Here is a 17,128-nt window from a genome sequence, read left to right on the forward strand (position 1 = left end):
AAAAAGCATGAGTACACTTTTCCACCCTGCGGTCTTATAGGGATGAAAAGCATAATTTTCATCCAAAAAACAAAAGAAAATGCAAATTCAAAAAAAATGGTTTTTCCCATTATTGCTCCTACTACCTTCCTTGCTCTTCTTTACAGCTTGTGAAAAAAGTACTACCCAAGACGATGAAACCCTGACCACCGAAGAAGTGACCATCCAGGCCCTGACCATCATGGAAGAATCCGGCGAAATGGGATGTGGTGCTTGCTTCAGCCTTGTTTACCCGGTAACGGTTTTATTTCCCGACGAGACTGAAGTAACCGTGGCCAGTCGTGAAGAACTTCGGGAAGCAATTGCAGCTTACATCGAAGCTAATCCACCACAAAACAACCGCCCCTTCCGTCCATTACGCGGGTTCCGCCCAGAACTGGTATTTCCTTATGATGTCCAACTGGAAGATGGTTCTATTCTGACCATTGAGTCGCGCGACGACTTGGAAATCATCCTTGAAGATTGTGGATTTGATCCCAACCGCCCTAATCGCCCGCGCGGCGGTAGCCATGGCCAATTTGGTGGCCTAAACCACTGCTTCAACATTGTATTCCCGCTTACGGTAGCGTTCCCCGACGGAACAGCACTTACCGTTGCCGACCGTCAGGAACTCGCAGCTGCGATCCGTGAATGGCGGATCAACAACCCCGATGCCGAAGAGCGCCCTACACTAGCCTATCCTTATGATGTAGAATTGCAAGATGGCACTATCCTTACCATTAGCAGCGATGAAGACCGTGCCGATTTGCGCGAAACTTGTGGCGGCCCTGTTGGTGATGGCCACGGCGAACCTTGCTTCACCGTCAACTTTCCGGTAACTATAGGTTTTCCTGATGGCACGACCGTTGAAGTCAACAACCGTGAAGAAGCCCTCACTGCTATCATGGAATGGGCAGAAGCCAACCCAGGTGCTACCGAGCGCCCCAGCATCGTCTTCCCTATTACTGTCACCTTCACCGAAGATGGTACTACGCAGGAAGTAAATTCTCGCATGGAATTGCGCCAACTGCGCCGTGATTGCCACTAAAAGTAGAGATGTACGTGATGTTGATACCGCCACTTTGGGTAGAGGATAGAGGGATTTTTACCTCTTTTACCTTGCCATAGCACAGGTCTTCATCGCTACAAAGAACACTAAGCGACCAATATAACTTTCCCTCAAGGATGTGTCTTCATCAACGAAGGCAAACATCCTTGGGGGATTTTTTTTAAAATAAAGGAACCGGACAGCGAACTTAATCGCTGCCCGGCCCGGAATAATAGCAACTATCTACTTATCTCCAATTGCCCTTCTGAAGATAATAAAAACACCCTTGCGGGTCGGACTTTTCAGCCCGGACTGATCGACACGCCTCTAATCATAGGGGATAAGCGCTCGACCGGCCCGAAATGTCAGGCATTCCGTTCAAAAATTGGATTGCATGCCGCCATTGGTATGCGTGTGTATTCAGATTTCCTTCTCAATTTCTTTTTCTTATTAGTGCTCCCCCGACCTTTCCGAAGATCGGCCGGGGAGTGCCCTAATGAACAGTGTGTGTTTCCTCAAGTGCTTTACAAAGCAACTCATAGGGTTAAAGGAGATCAGCTCATCCACTGATCTGGCTTTAGGTGTATACTTTGGGACCATACGTCCAACTCAAAAAACAGGTGTTAATGGGGTTTTAGTTCCTAATAACTTCTCAAAGTGAGGGCGACAATGCGTGCATCACCGCCCACCAAACTAAGTGAGTCTTAAGGACAGATTAAGTCTTTCTGGGGTTTCAAATAAAAGCCGCATTCTTTTATGCCGCCTGTATTGTTTAGGTTGTTTCCTTCTGAATACGCTACAAATGTAGGAGCAAGTAAGCCGCCAGGGAAACCATATTTCGATTTTTATTCGACATTCTAAGCACATTCATAAAACTATAAATTACTTAAAATCAATTATATACAACTTTATAAATTCTTTTTTCTAACGACGCTACTTTCTTGAAAAAAAATCTCATTTTAAGTTCTTCTTAACGCCTCAAGGTTTTTTTAAGATTTTCTTAGGGTATCTTAAATTGTAGTTAAACCAATAACCGGCATAGGGTGAGTAGAGGATTAGCCCGCATCTTTCGGCATACAACAGATGCTCTATTTCCGCATCACTTAACACTACTGTTTATGAAAATACAAATCCTATTTCTTTCAACGCTCCTTGGTGTGCTGTTTTCCGCTATGCTCAGCGCCGCCAGCTATGGGCCACCGATCAAAGCCTTTCACCGCTCCGATTTTCAGGGCGAGCGAATAAACATCCACGCTGATTGGTCCGTGAACTCCCCACACGATTACTGGAACGACGCCATCAATTCCCTCATCGTCCCCCGTGGCTACGAAGCGCACTTGTTTGAGCATGGCGGTTTCCGGGGCGATTACATCGTCGTTCGGGGCCAGTGGTCCAGCCGTCAAGACCGCTATTGGTATAATCGTATTTCTTCCATCAGGCTCGTACCTATTGCCCATCCAAGAGGCCACTACCACCAGGGGCCACCACCCTCTCATATCTGTGGTCCTGCTTGCAACGCCAACTGTGGCTACCTTCCGGCGCCTACCATCACGGCCTTTGAGCACCACAGCTTCGGCGGAGCGTCCTTTACCATCACTGGTGAATGGTCGGCGATCTATTCCGATGATTTCTGGAACGATCGCATCAGCTCTATCTACGTCCCTCGGGGCTACGCCGTCATCCTTTATGAAGATGCCTATTATCGGGGCCGCTCCGTCGTACTTGAGCACAGTTGGAGCCCCTATACCAGCGAAGATTTCTGGAACGACCGGGTAAGTTCCATCCGGGTGGTTCGGCGTTAAATTAAAAACCCCGTATTTTGTCCACATGATCATCCACCTCTTCGCACCCTTTTTCAGTGGCAGCCACCAACGGTGGGCCGAAGGTTATGCCCGGCACAGTCAGCATACAGTTCGGCTCTTTACCCTACCGGGGCGCCACTGGAAATGGCGAATGCACGGTGCTGCCGTACAGTTGGCACAAGCATTTCTGGCGCAAACAGAGCAACCCGACTTATTGCTGACTACAGACATGCTTGATACGGCCACCTTTCTGGCGTTGACGCGCAAGAGGACGGCCAACTTACCCGTAGCGGTCTATTTTCACGAAAACCAGCTTACTTATCCTTGGTCTCCCACGGATGAAGATGTACCGTTGCAAAGAGATCGTCACTATGGCTGGCTCAATTACACCTCCGCCCTCGCTGCGGATACTGTGCTATTCAATTCTCATTATCACCAACAAAGTTTTCTCAGCGCATTACCCAACTACCTCCAGGCTTTCCCCGATTATCAAGGGCTCGCTACGGTCGACCAGCTTGCAGCAAAATCTCAGGTACTTTATCTCGGGATGGATCTACTCTCAGAAAAGGAGAACAAGCTCTCAAAAGGCAATACTCCTATATTGCTATGGAATCATCGCTGGGAATACGACAAACACCCCGATGCCTTCTTTCGAATCTGCGAGCAGTTAAAACTGGATGGGCTCAAGTTTCAGTTGATTGTCTTAGGCGAGCGATACGCTAAAGCACCGCCTGTTTTTGCTCACGCCCGAGAAGTGTTGAAGGACGAAATCATCCACTGGGGCTTTGCCAAGGACAAAGGAGAATATACCCATTGGCTACAAAAAGCGACCATCTTGCCCGTTACCAGCAAGCAGGATTTTTTTGGCGGCAGCATCGTCGAGGCCATGTATCACGGCGTCTACCCGCTACTTCCTAATCGGCTTGCTTATCCCGAGCATATTCCTCACGATTTCCACGCACAACATCTCTACGAAACGGAGGAGGAGCTTTTTGAAAAACTACAGCAACTTATTCTTCCTTCCAAAGCCTTTACCCAACATGACATCTTCCGCAAATGGGTGGCCCACTACGATTGGCAACAGCTGGCTTCCGTTTACGATCAAAAGATGGAAAGTGTTGTCAAATCAGGAAACTAGTACCTATTTACAACTTCGCCACCTTTAAAAACTCGCCTAATCGACTGAGTTGTCGTTGCCAATCAGCATCGTTGGCAACCTCCAGACCTTTGGTCATTACTTCCTGGCGGGCGTAGAATAGATCCTGGCTGCGCCAAAGATTAACATTCAACTTGAGGGCGTGAATTTGCTCGTAGATTTTCACCAAAGCCCGCAGCTGATCGTAATATTTCAGCTCGGGCCGAAGTGCTTTTTGCTCCTGATACAGGCGGTTGGCAGCCAACAAGCTTACTTCTGAAGCATGAACGACGGCAACATCCCATTTCTGGAATTCCTCCACGAGGTGACGTAAGTGTCGACGATCCAACTCCTCTTGGCGGAAGAAGGCTTCTAAATCTTCATTGAGCACGTATTTTATGGCCGTTTTATAAGCCCCCGGAAGCGGAATATCACTGTTGAGCATACTGGTCATCAGCTGGTAGTTGCTGTTGTAGATGTCTCTAAAGTCAAGCTCAATGGCTTTTAGGCTACGGTCCGTAATTTCTTTTAGCACCTTCCTTTTCTCATCCCTAAACAGGTGCCAAATACTGAACTTTTCAGAATCTATGTAACTCTGCATAACCGCAATCACCTTGCCTAAATCCGGGGTCCGGAAAGCCTCTACCGTGTCCTCTACCATCTTATCAAAATCTTTCCTGGGCATCTGGGTGCTGAGGTTACCGATGATATTCTGCTTGCCCAGATGCAATGCGGCAAAGCTAAAATGCTTTCTTGAGCGCGTAATTCGCGACCGAATGGTTACCCGACCGAGAACCAGGCTCTGCTCACCAGCCACCAGTTTTTCCAACACCTCGCTTTCCGTAGTGTAATTGAACAAGGTCATTTTCTCCGGAAACTTTTCGAAGATCGAGGCCGTAGCAAAGTGCATGCCCACCCGTTCCAGGTTCACGCGTGCAGGTTCCACAAATTTCTGGTAACTCACCGCACCATTTTCATAAACATTACTGGGAGCTTCTGCCAGGCGCGCAACAAATTCTGCGTGCAAATCGAGGTCACCTACTTGTTTAGCGTAATAAATCGCCCGGTTGGCATACTGTAAAATCTGATTGGTTTCCAGTCCACTGATTTCGTCAAAAAACCAGCCACAACTGGTATACATCAAGATGGCCTGCCGCTGCATTTCCAACAACCTTCTCAGTTGAATCTCTTCGTCTTCGAGCAATGCACGGGTCGTATGTTTGAGCAAGAAGGCTTTCCAAGTCTTCTCTTCACGATCCATAATGATCTCAATATAATCATTACGAGCAGCCCAGGGATCAGCCAACAGCTTACCTGCTTCCCGTTCGTACAGCGGCACCAGCAAGTCGCGCAACCAGTCGAGCGTCTCACGCAAGGGAGCTCGCCAGGCTTGTGTCCATCCAGGTCGGCCACCACTGTTACAGCCACAATTGCTGCGCCAGCGCTCTACGCCGTGCACACAACTCCAGGAAGAGTTATCGTAAATTTCAGCTTCCCAATGAGGGGGGTTGGTTGCAAGAAAGGCCGCGTAATTGGTGAGCGTCACAGAAGGGTGTGCTTCCAGATAGCGCAGACAATCGGCCAGCGCCATCTCTCCTTTTTTATGGTGATGCCCATAGCTTTCACCATCGGTAGCAATGTGGGCCAATTGTACTTCGTCATTGCCATCGAGTGTACTGATGATACGCTCCGCAAAACGGGGGCCATTGTTTAGTAATCCTTCAAAAGCTACACCTTGTGAGACGTGGCCATCGTAGAAAAAGACCGTCATACTCCGACCACTCTTCAGGGCTACCCGATAAGGTCTACGGGGATCAACAGTGGCATGATCAAGGTTGATCCATTCATCCGCTGCTTTGGCACGTACTGCCTTGGCCTGGCGCGGAGCCAGAATCGTAAATTTCACATCAAAATCAGCCAATACCTCCAGAGTAGCCAGATCCACCGCCGTTTCTGCCAGCCAAATTCCTTCGGATTTACGCCCGAAGCGTTTTTCAAAATCTCGCAAACCCCAGGCCACTTGGGTGTATTTGTCACGCTCATTAGCTAGCGGCATAATAAGGTGACTATAAACCTGGGCTATTGCCGATCCGTGACCATTAAAATACTCGCGCGATTGCCGGTCTGCTGCTAAAATTGCTGCGTAAGTATCGGGGTCAGCTTGTTCCATCCACGAAAGAAGGGTAGGACCAAAATTGAAGCTGATCCGCGCGTAGTTATTAACAATTTTATTGATATAACCTTTGTCATCAATGATTCGCGCCCGAGCATTAGGCGCATAGCACTCAAAATTTATCCGCTCGTTCCAGTCGTGATACGGGGCAGCGCTATCTTGCGTTTCCAAAACTTCCAACCAGGCATTTTCGCGCGGAGGTTGGTAAAAATGACCATGAATACAAGCGTATTTTTTTGATTTATTCATCACGTGGTTGAATTGAACGGTAGTTTACAACAAAACTATCCTTTTACGAACAGGCATCTCCGAAGAGCATTCCCAACAACGAAAGTAGATATTGTGGCCAAAATAAGGTGCTAGTCTGATTTTCATCCAAGATTAAGTGATTTTCATAGAATTTTTTACCGCCGCTATTACGGCTTGTAGTATGTTTAAATGCATTTTGTAGCAACAGTATATTTTACTCGGAATATTTTTTTATCCCGGGGTGCTTGCCCTTAGTTATTTCTCTGGGGAGCAGCTGCGAAAAACCTTGTCTTATGACCCGACTCATTATCTTACTTTCTTTCTGTAGTTTCGTGCAAGTAATGAACGCACAAGAAACATGGAGTTTAGAAACTTGCGTAAAACACGCTTGGGAAAACAACCTCACTGTTCAACAGGCTCAGCTTAACACCCGCAATGCGGAGTTAAGCCAAAAACAAAGCCAATTCAACCGTTTACCTACTGTGAACGGCTCCGCCAGTGCTGGTTTCCAATTTGGTCGTACTATTGACCCCACGACCAACACCTTTAACAATACCCGTATTGGATTCAATAGTTATGGTATCAATGCTGGTGTAATTCTTTTTGATGGCAACCGCATCAATAGCGAAGTACAGCAATCACATTACGATTTGCAAGCCATAAAACTGGAGGGAGAAAATACGCGACAGACCGTTGCTTTAAATGTCTCCACAGCTTACCTCAACATTCTTCTGAGTGAAGAGCAACTTGCCAATGCACAAACCCAACTCTCCTTGTCCAACCAGCAACTCGCCCGTACGGCGCGTTTGGTCGAAGTAGGACAATTAGCACCCAATGCACGACTGGATTTAGAGGCCCAGATAGCCCGCAACGAACAATCCATTATTGAAGCGCAAAATGCGGTCGATATTGGTTATTTAAACCTCAAGCAACTGTTACAGCTCGATCCAGCGGCGGACTTGGTTTTGGAAAAACCCGAAGCAAACATTGAAGATCAGGCACTGGTGAGAACCTTCACCCTGGAGGAAGTGTATCGCACTGCATTGCAAGCTCAACCTGGTGTTGCCGCAGCTCAGGCGCGCCTGGAAAGCAGTAAGATAGGTGAAAAGGTAGCACGCTCTGGTAACTTACCGACCCTCAATTTATTTGGCAATCTAAACACCAACTACTCTAGTGTAGCCCGCGACTTCAACAATCCGAACACCGACAACGCCATGTTGGTACCCAATGACCCCATTCCCGTAGAAATAGATGGCAACACCATTGATGTGGTCTTCTTCAGCACGGAGGGCATTACTTTCCCCAACCAAAGCTTCACAGATCAGCTGAACCAGAACTTTGGACAATCGGCCGGCTTGAGTCTGAGTGTTCCGATCTACAACAACCACCGTAACAACATCAACCGGGAACGAGCCCGCCTGAATGTGATCAGTGCCGAACTCACGGCAAGGCAAGTAACCGACCAGCTAAAAACCGACGTACAATCGGCCATCACCGGCTTCAGGGCGGCACGCAACGGCTACCTGGCAGCTCAACGCTCCCAAAACGCCGCAGAAGCCGCTTACAACGATGCTCAAAGACGCTTTGACGTTGGTGCCATAAACACCTTCGAATTCAACAATGCTGTTGACAATCTTGATGTTGCCCGCAGAGAGCTGACCCGTGCCAAATACCAACTGCTCTTCAACCTCAAAGTTGTTGAGTTCTATATGGGGCAACCTTTATAAAAAAATTCAGAAAACAAAAAACCACTCCATGTCCACTCCTAAGAAGAATCGCCGCTGGCTATATATTGGCCTGCTAGTTGTTGCGATTATTGTTGTAAGCGCACTGACGTTTGCTAATCGCGAACCTGAAGGCACCAAGGTATTTACCGAAGAAACGACCTCCCGAAACATTCAGGAAACGGTCTCTGCCAGCGGTAAAATTTTCCCTCAGACGGAAGTCAAAATCAGCTCTGATGTTTCGGGAGAAATTGTAGAACTCCTGGTGGAAGAAGGCGACTCTGTTACCGCAGGGCAGTTGTTGGCAAAAATCGACCCCGATACTTACCAATCGCAAGTTCAGCGAGGGGTAGCAACGGTCAATAGCGCCATGGCTAGCCAGGCCAATTCCCGCTCTCAAATCGAAGCGTCGAAGGCACAGGTCAAGCAGATTGAAGCGCAACTGCAGAACGCCCGTGAAATCCACACCCGCAACGAAGGACTCTACAAGGAGGGAGTGATTGCTGAAGCTGACTTTCAGGCTTCGTTATCCAATATGAAATCCCTGGAGGCCAACCTCGCTTCGGCCCAGGCCAACCAGCGTTCAGCAGAACAGGCAGCAACCGCTGCTGGATTCAACGTCAAAAGTTCGGAAGCTACCCTGGAAGAATTGCGGACCAGTCTGCGCCGCACCACCATTTACGCACCAGTAGATGGCGTTGTCTCAATGCTGAATGTAGAACAGGGAGAACGCGTCGTGGGAACCATCCAAATGACGGGTACCGAAATGATGCGCATTGCCAACCTCGACGCCATGGAAGTAAGGGTAGAGGTGAGTGAAAATGACATCCCCCGGGTAAGTGTCGGCAACACCGTTGATGTAGAAGTAGATGCCTACGTAGATCGCAAGTTCAAAGGTACGGTCTACCAGGTGGCTAGCTCTTCGACGACTGCCGCCCTTGCGGAAAACAACCTGACCAGCGACCAGGTCACCAACTTTGAGGTGCGTATCCGGATTGATCCTTCCTCTTACCAGGATCTGATCTCTCCCAACAAGCCTTACCCTTTCCGTCCGGGAATGTCTGCTTCGGTAGATATCTATACCCGTCGGGAAGAAGGAGCGATTGCTGTACCTATCCAGGCCGTAACCACCCGAGAGCGAGACGACGATGATAAATCCGACGATCCTTCTCAGGATGATTTGCTTGAGGTCGTCTTTTTAATTGAGGGAGATTCCGTTATTATGGTAGAAGTAGAAACGGGCTTGCAAGATGATGAATTCATCCAAATCCGGAAAGGCATTTCGGCAGGTACGCAGGTGGTTACCGGACCATACGCCGCAGTTGCGCGAGAGCTGAAACAGGGGACCATTATTAACCTGGTGACGGAGGAGGAGTATTATGAGAGTGGGAATGAGAAGAAATAACGGTATTAGGTACTGAGTATAGGGTATAGGGATTTAGATGAACTCAGATTCGACGCTGCACCAAATACATCTAGATTTACAATACCCATGAGGTCTGAGTATTCAGGTTGCGGATAATTTGCTCACTATCGTATTCTCAAAAAACGCTATCCCCGCAAGAAAAAGCAGCTTTGATCGTTTACGGTTGAAGCTGCTTTTTTTAGGAATCCTCTTCCCTTTTGGTAAATTTGCAGCAGCTTTAACTTTGTAAAACGATTGGCTGCAAGCAGTACGAAGACAGGTCGTATTTTTCAATAAAAACCTCCGTTTCTCAGTGCCTCTGCGGCAAAAGTCAAAGTGAGAACTGCTGACTAAACACATTTTAAAATGAAATTTGCCCACCTACTCCTGGTGCTTTTCTTGTTTGCGGCTTTAGCTGCCGGTGGTGTTGCCTATTGGCTGTACAATGCTTTGCATACGCCCGTAACCCACAATAGTGCAGAGGAGTACATCACTATCGAGCAGGGTTCGGCTTCCAGCAGTATAATCGAAGTCTTGGGCTATTATGGCGTTATCCAGGAACCTACCGCTACCAAAATCTACCTGAAATTCTTTAAGCCAGATGCAAAACTGGAAGCTGGAGATTACCTTTTCCCCTCGCCGATCAGTCCATTAGATGCGCTTGATTTATTGAAAGACGGCAAAAAACGCACCAAATCCCTTACCATTCCGGAGGGTTGGACCCGTTTTGAGATTGCCAAACGCGTAGCTGCTCAGTTCCCTACAGAACCACCTGTCACCGAGCAGGAGGTGCTGGCTATGATGGACGATGTGAGTCTCATCCAGGAGATTGATCCTCAAGCCAAAAACCTGGAAGGCTACCTCTACCCTACCACCTATGAGTTTGAATTGGGTACGCCCCCCAAAGCGGTTATCACGAAGATGGTACAGCAATTCAAAGCCGTCTGGCAACCCGAATGGGATGATCTAGCCCAAAGTATAGGCCGCACCAAGCGCGAAATCGTCATCATTGCCAGCCTCATTGAGAACGAGTCCAAAGTAGATGCGGAACGCCCCCTGGTGGCTTCTGTCATTTACAACAGATTGGAACAAGGCATCCCGCTGGGGATAGATGCAACGAACGTTTACATTGCCAAGTTGCTCGGCCGCTGGGATGGTATCATCCACAAAAGCGATGTCGAGGTAGACCATCCTTACAATACCCGCAAGGTATACGGCTTACCTCCCGGCCCCATCAGCTCCGCCAGCAAATCAGCTTTCGAAGCGGCGCTAAAGCCTGCCCAAACGGATAACCTGTACTACGTACTCAATGTGGATGCCAATGATGGGTCGCACCATTTCTACTCCACCGCTGCGGGTTTTGCCCAGGGGAAGGCGGCTTACCAGCGGTGGTTGGCGAAGCAGCGGTAGTGACGTAGGTGCAACGTACGACGAACAGGGATTTGAACCATATAAGGTATATAAGGGCACCTAAGGATTTTAGCTACCGCAGCGGCGGTTTACAGCGACGTAGGTGTAACGTACGCAGAACAGATCATGCAAACAGCATTGATTTTATAGCGACTTAGGTGCAACTTACGTCGAGCAGGGATTCGCTGGTGGAGATGGTTCTCCCCCTCTGTCCTCGCGGACACCTCCCCGATGTTTTGCGAAGCTGTAATTGTTGCTGTATCAAGCTCTCCCCCACCGTCCTGGCGGACACCTCCCCGAGGGGAGGATAGGTTATTGTTTAGGCATGAGCAACTTTTGGTTTGTGGGTGTTTCCAACTGGAGACCATGTAGTATCAACCTTGCCGAAATGGTTAATCATAAATCAGTGGTAGTGGTGGTGGCGACGTAGGTGCAACAGCACGACGAACAAGATCACGTAAGTGTCTAAAAATAGCACTTATATGCCCTTATATGAACTTATATGGTTCAAAAAAGACCGCTAAATCCTTACTTACTCTAGCAGCGATTTAGGATACCACCGATCATTGTACCACCAACCATCCGCAGATTTACGCCCTATATTGACACTGCCAGGCCTGACCAACAGCTCGTCTACACGCAAGGGGCCAGTGGGTTTGTCTTTGTTGGTGATGATTAGTTCGATGCGGCTGTTGGCTTGCTGGCGGGGGAGGGTGAACTCGATCAGGCCCCAGCCCTGGTCGTCCATGGCTTTTACATTTTGCCAACTGATGCGTTCTTGTTTGAAAATTTCGCTACCAGTTTGGGCATCATACTCCGTCCAGGTGATGGTTGTCCTTGCGGAGCGGTCGCTGTTGAGATACTGCCAGAAGGAGATGGTGAGGTCGCCGGTGTAATTCGTTACCCAGACGGTATCCATCAAGCGGTTCCAATAGCCCATTTGGGCGGCTAATTCTCCCTTTCCAAAGTAGGCACCATCGGCAGCTTGGTCGTCAAAGTCAGCGTAATACCACTGCGCCAGGGAGTCGCTGCTTTGCCAATCATCGTAGCGCATGGGCAGCGTATCCAGGGCTGCTTTCACGGCTTGGATTTTGTTTTCTAAACGCTGTTGAAAGCTCGCCAGAGGCAGTTCATAAAGGTGCAGCCAATCATTGGCGTAAAGCAGTGTTGTTTCATCCTTCAGGTGAGTAAACAGATCACCGTGCTCTTGCACCCGTACGCTGTCCCAGAACAGCAGGAACGGCTTATCATTGGGGAGATCATCAAAAATCCGGGGTCGGCGGTAAGGTTCCGTCACCAACTGGAGCTGGTTCAGGGTTTGGCTAAGGGAGGTTCTGGTCAGCATGGCCGAGGTGAGGGGCAAACCAGTCTGCATGCTCAACGTATGTGGCTTCTGGCTGATCCAGCCCGTGGGTTCCCACCAAAAATTATCCGACCCAATGTTGAAATAAGGAATAGGGATACAAGCCTGGTAACGCTCGTAATCAATGGGGCGATCCGTAAAGTATTCTCCTTCTTCCCAGTTTTCGACCTCGTCCAGGTCAATCGGCTTGGCCCAGTTGTAGTGGTAGCTTTCCAACAATAGTATTGCCAGAGGCAAGAGTAGCAAAGTCCATTTAATGCTTGTTTTCCGCGCCGTTTGTGACCATTGGTAGAGGTAATAAAAGGTGCAGATATTGGCCGTGTAGAAGAATATCCAGGCAAAGCGCCCAATCGATCTAAACTGTTGAATGGGGCCCATGTATTTGAGCAGCTTTTCTCCGTAAGGAAAAATAAACGGAATACCGCTCGCAAAGATCAAGATAATGATACCACTGATGAGCAGGTACTTTAGAAAATACTCATGAGGGGTCGTTGTAGCCAATGGCCAGGTTCGCAGCTTCTGTTGCACACCTTTAAAAATAAAGAAGAGCAAGAACACAATCGCCACCAAACCAATGTAGGCTTTGGCTTCCATATCGGGTACGTGGACGTGGGTAAGATGCCGATCAATAAACTGCCAATGCGGCTGCGACATATCCGTAAATACGCCACTGGGTTTGCTACGATAGTGAAAAAAGCCCCAGGGGACGGCGTTGCGATCCGTTACCGTTTCCGGATAAATCATCCAGGCATAAAAGAACAATAAAGGCCAACCCAACATCAGTAATCCGTGCCCCAGGTAAGCAGGCGTTGCTTTCCAATCTCGTTGCAACAACCAACGTACGCCCACCCAGCCTACGATGGCAAAAGTGAGGATGGCGAAATAATAGAAATGAACGAGCGAGTAGGCCAAGACCACCGCTCCCAGGCCAAGGCTCCACTTCCATTGTTGTTTTTCGTGCCAGCGAAGTAAAAAGTAAAACACCATCGGCAATAGCTCTGGATGCGCCAGTCCGTAATGCGAGACCATCCGATCTACCTGAGGGGCTAGAAAAGTGATACCAATAGCCAACAGCAAACTGTACCAGGGCGGCAACTTGAGCCGAACAAAGAGCAGGTACAAAAACACGGCACAGAGCAGCAGCCCCAGCATTAAAAAACTATGCAAAAGGCCACGTTCGTAGGGAATGAGGTTGATCCCCAGGCTGGCCAAGATTTTAATACCGTTGGAAAACAAGGGTTGACAAGCTCCAGGAACGATGTGTTCTCCGTAAGGGTAATTCATGCCCTGGAAATGAGAAAGCGTAGAATCGTGTTCGATGTGGTAAAAAATAGCGTGATACGCTTTGTAGCCATCGCCCCAAGGCTCAATGAATCGTTGATTCGTTTGCGCTGAAAAAAAGTCGGGAAAACGCCACCACAGGAGCAGTAGCGTAAAGATCAACACCAAAAACAGATAAGCTTTGCGTTGCATAGGACTTTACTAGCTTAGGAGACCTTCCAGAACCTCAACACCAGCACTTCCAGCGCCAGCCAAATGAGGGCTAAAATCAGGCACCAACGCCACAGGACAATCCCCTGGCTGCGCTCCTCAATTTCCGACGAGATCGCATTATCATCGGCCGTATCAATCAGATCTACGCGCTCCCCCAATTGGGCGCTCAGGTCATCCGCATTGTAATAATCGAGAGCTGATTCTTGTCGGCTGTAATTGAAAGCAAAATGGTCCAGCGGGTTTTCCGGGTTGAGGAAAAGTTCGTAAAAACCCGCTTCCGAAAGTTGCTCGTCGATACTCAAAAAGACTTTAGTGCCTACGATTCTTTGCTCCGGAATAAACTCTTCGCCGCTGCCGCGCATTTTGTAGACCAGTTCTCCACCAGCATTTACCTGATGGATGGTCTCCACCACGTCGTCGACACCGATGGTATAAGCCAGTGGGCGGGCGGTACCCGCTGAGATGGCTATCTTATAGAGCATGGGCACAAAAATTTCCGCATTCTGCACCAGGTCATTTGTGCTTTCATCGATGGGGCTGGCCAAGAGGTAAAGGTGCCCCAAGCCGGAACGATATTTAGCCAGGTAAGTGGATCCATCGCGGTAACTCATCAGCACTTCTTCCTGGCGGCCGCCGAAGCTCGTCAGCGGGAAATTTCCCTGGGTAGTCGGCAAGCGCAAACTGGCCGAACGGTTCTCGAAGACATCATTGAAGACAAACTCTTCGGTATTGATGGTACCAACGGTGCGTGGTGTTTCGTCGAATTCGCGAAGCTCGTTGGCCGGAAAAGGCGTCAGAAAGCTACGGTAACTGCCCAATTCGGCGTTACGAGCCGGAAAAACCAGGAGGTTCCCTCCTTGTTGGGCGTAAGCCTGTAACTCGTTGGCCAAGCCACTGGAAATGCTAGGCAGACCTTCCATGATGATCATCTGGTAGGTGCTCAGGCTGCTGTAGTCGATCGCTTGACTGGAACGAAAATCGGCTGCAAAAATGCCCAAGCCTTCCAGTGCGGCACGCAGAAAACGGTTGTTGGCACCAGGGGCGAGCACCAGCACTTTTATCTTTTCAGCTACGCGAAAACTGAGGTGGTATTGGTCATCAAACTGCACCGGGTAATCGGTAATACTAAGGGTTACATCCTGCCACCCCGGCTGATTGATATTGATATTCACAGAATCTACCAAGGTGCTCCGCGCTGGAATACTCAGTACCCCTTCCGGTTTTTCCTGCCCATTGTAGCGAACGCTGAGCCGGACATTATCCAGGTCTTCGTCGCTGTAATTTTTGATCCGCACCAAGAGGCGATTGTTCTGATTGAGCAGTGGCACGGGGGCTTCGAACCAGGCGGAATCCAGGCCCACATTTCTTTCCTGGACGGTCTGTAGAGGTACCAAGGTCAGGTCTACCGTACTATCCTGCCATTCCTCCAGGTCGGTGATATTTTTTTGAAAATCAGAGATCAGATAGATGGCCTGGTTGTCGTTTTGACCAAGATTAAGTGCTTGTTGCTGACGCGCTGTCACGGTTGACAAGTTGCGTACTGCGGGGCCGATGGTAATTTCATCAATCAAGGCCAGTGCTTCCTCTTGCCCTACCAGTCGCTGATTGCGGCCCGCAAAGTCGTTGCTCAAGATCTGGAAACGGTCCTCCACATTAAAAGCCCTTACTACATCGCGGGCCCGTTGCTTTGCTTTTTCAAGCAAAGGCACATCCTGGCTCAGCGCACTCATACTGAAGGAATTGTCTACAAAAACGCTGACGGATTTGGCTCCCGTTTTTACCTCCTGGTTTTGAGGAATAAAAGGTTGAGCAAAAGCAAATACTAGAAACGCGAGGGCCAATAATCGCAAGGCCAGCACCAGCAGGTTACGCAAGCGCGAGCGCATACTGGTCTCTTCTTTCACCTCTTTGAGAAACTTCACATTGGTGAAAAGCACGCGCTTAAAGCGCCGAAAATAGAAAAGGTGAATGATGATTGGGATCGCTAAAGCCAGTAGCGCCCATAAAAATGTCGGATATATAAATTGCATAAAATTTGCTTTGGGGCCTTCTGGTGCTATACTTCAATATCAACCTAAACGTAACAATCATCCCCACAGTTTCCAGAAGGCTAGCAAAGGTAAGAAAAGTAAGAGGAAAGCGGCCATGCATCCTACCCCTTTATCATTTACAAACGCGCTATCCATTCCCCTTCCAGTGTTAAGTAACGCTTCATGGCATTGGCTGCCATACAGGAATGCACGGGTAAGATCATCACTATGTCGCCAACCTGGTATTGAACCAGTTCTTCCGGCGGGGCCACAAGTACGCCGTGTTCCTGCGACAAGCTGCGCAGGTACATACCCGGTATCACTTCGCCCCAACCGCTAGCAGTTTGCCGGACGACTCGCCCGAAGACCGTTCCTTCGGGTTCGCCCTCCATACGGTCTTTTGAAAAGTGTACCCCTCCTCCGTAGACGACCAACTCATTGCGCTCAGGATGCAGCGCCACTACCGGGCAGGCCAGTGCTACTGCGATCTCATCTGTGGTATTGGAGCCAATACGCGCTTGGGTAAGGTCATAGAAAACAAAGTTGCCGGGGCGGATTTCATCGATGCCCGTAAAATCTTCGGCAACACTACAGCCGGGCGTATCTCCCAAAGAAACCATCAAGTCAGGAAAGAGGGATTGGTACCGCTTTTTCAATGCTATCATGGTCAGGCGGCTCTGTTCGTGAATCGCCAAAATTGCGGCTACCGATCGGCAGCCATAAGTATGTCCCGCATGCGCAAGAAAGCCCTTGAACTGCAAATTCGGGGATGCCGCCAAAGCCAGCAGCTCATTTATCTTACGATCGTTATCAGGAAGAAGCCCGGTACGACCATAGCCAACATCTATTTTAATAAAATAACCTACTGGCGACGTCAAATGCGCTTTCAGAAAAGACAGACTCTGCGTATCCTCTACCAAAATGTTCAAACGAATCTTGCTGGCTAATAGGTTGATACGATCCATCTCTAAGATATTGACGGGAAAAGCCACCGTGATATCATCCCATTCGGCGGAAAAATAAGCTGCCATTTGCAAAGAAGAAACCGTGATCCCGCTTACTCCTTCTTCCCGCAACCAGCGACCGATCATCAATGATTGGTGAGTCTTAAAGTGAGGACGAAAAAAAACACCCGCACGGGCTGCTTTCTCGCTCATCTTGCGAATGTTTGCTCGGCAGCGATGCTCGTCGAGTAAGAGTGTGGGGACTGTGATTGTTGCCGTTCCTGGTAATTTCATCTTATTTTCATTGCTTATCCTTGCCACAAAATAAGGCCG

Annotated in this window: 10 protein-coding genes; 6 read left to right on the forward strand and 4 right to left on the reverse strand. The window is 48.9% G+C overall.

The window, feature by feature from the left end:
* Positions 1-79: 79 nt before the first annotated feature.
* From AB0L18_RS02075 to AB0L18_RS02085, 3 genes are all read left to right on the forward strand, one after another.
* Positions 80-1,066, forward strand: a complete 987-nt coding sequence (locus tag AB0L18_RS02075) for a hypothetical protein (RefSeq protein WP_367390929.1) — start codon at positions 80-82, stop codon at positions 1,064-1,066.
* Between the two features lie 1,118 nt (positions 1,067-2,184).
* Positions 2,185-2,868, forward strand: a complete 684-nt coding sequence (locus AB0L18_RS02080) for a beta/gamma crystallin-related protein (RefSeq protein WP_367390930.1) — start codon at positions 2,185-2,187, stop codon at positions 2,866-2,868.
* Positions 2,869-2,893: 25 nt separating this feature from the next.
* Positions 2,894-4,006, forward strand: coding sequence for a DUF3524 domain-containing protein (locus AB0L18_RS02085; RefSeq protein ID WP_367390931.1), 1,113 nt, complete (start codon positions 2,894-2,896; stop codon positions 4,004-4,006).
* A gap of 7 nt (positions 4,007-4,013) precedes the next feature.
* Here the strand turns inward: AB0L18_RS02085 and AB0L18_RS02090 are convergent, their stop codons facing one another.
* The gene (locus AB0L18_RS02090) at positions 4,014-6,425 is read right to left on the reverse strand and encodes a DUF3536 domain-containing protein (RefSeq protein ID WP_367390932.1); all 2,412 of its coding nucleotides are present in this window, start codon (positions 6,423-6,425) and stop codon (positions 4,014-4,016) included.
* 293 nt (positions 6,426-6,718) lie between these two features.
* Between AB0L18_RS02090 and AB0L18_RS02095 the strand changes: the two genes are divergently transcribed.
* The 3 genes from AB0L18_RS02095 (at position 6,719) to mltG (ending at position 10,964) form a co-directional block, all read left to right on the forward strand.
* Positions 6,719-8,152 carry a TolC family protein gene (locus AB0L18_RS02095; RefSeq protein ID WP_367390933.1) on the forward strand — a complete coding sequence of 478 codons (1,434 nt, stop codon included), beginning with the start codon at positions 6,719-6,721 and terminating at the stop codon, positions 8,150-8,152.
* A 28-nt stretch (positions 8,153-8,180) separates the two neighbouring features.
* Positions 8,181-9,554: an HlyD family secretion protein gene (locus AB0L18_RS02100; protein WP_367390934.1), complete on the forward strand. Its 1,374-nt coding sequence runs from the start codon at positions 8,181-8,183 to the stop codon at positions 9,552-9,554.
* Between the two features lie 366 nt (positions 9,555-9,920).
* Entirely contained in the window at positions 9,921-10,964 is a 1,044-nt protein-coding gene (mltG, locus tag AB0L18_RS02105) for an endolytic transglycosylase MltG (protein ID WP_367390935.1), read from the forward strand.
* A gap of 532 nt (positions 10,965-11,496) precedes the next feature.
* Here mltG and AB0L18_RS02110 read toward each other — a convergent pair.
* The 3 genes from AB0L18_RS02110 to AB0L18_RS02120 form a co-directional block, all read right to left on the reverse strand.
* Positions 11,497-13,800 carry a hypothetical protein gene (locus tag AB0L18_RS02110; protein ID WP_367390936.1) on the reverse strand — a complete coding sequence of 768 codons (2,304 nt, stop codon included), beginning with the start codon at positions 13,798-13,800 and terminating at the stop codon, positions 11,497-11,499.
* A gap of 14 nt (positions 13,801-13,814) precedes the next feature.
* The gene (locus tag AB0L18_RS02115; RefSeq protein WP_367390937.1) at positions 13,815-15,851 is read right to left on the reverse strand and encodes a BatA domain-containing protein; all 2,037 of its coding nucleotides are present in this window, start codon (positions 15,849-15,851) and stop codon (positions 13,815-13,817) included.
* Positions 15,852-15,988: 137 nt separating this feature from the next.
* Complete coding sequence (locus AB0L18_RS02120; protein ID WP_367390938.1) at positions 15,989-17,089, reverse strand: alanine racemase; 1,101 nt, start codon at positions 17,087-17,089, stop codon at positions 15,989-15,991.
* Between the last annotated feature and the right edge of the window lie 39 nt (positions 17,090-17,128).

It is taken from the genome of Lewinella sp. LCG006 (genome assembly GCF_040784935.1).
Classification (GTDB): Bacteria; Bacteroidota; Bacteroidia; order Chitinophagales; family Saprospiraceae; genus Lewinella.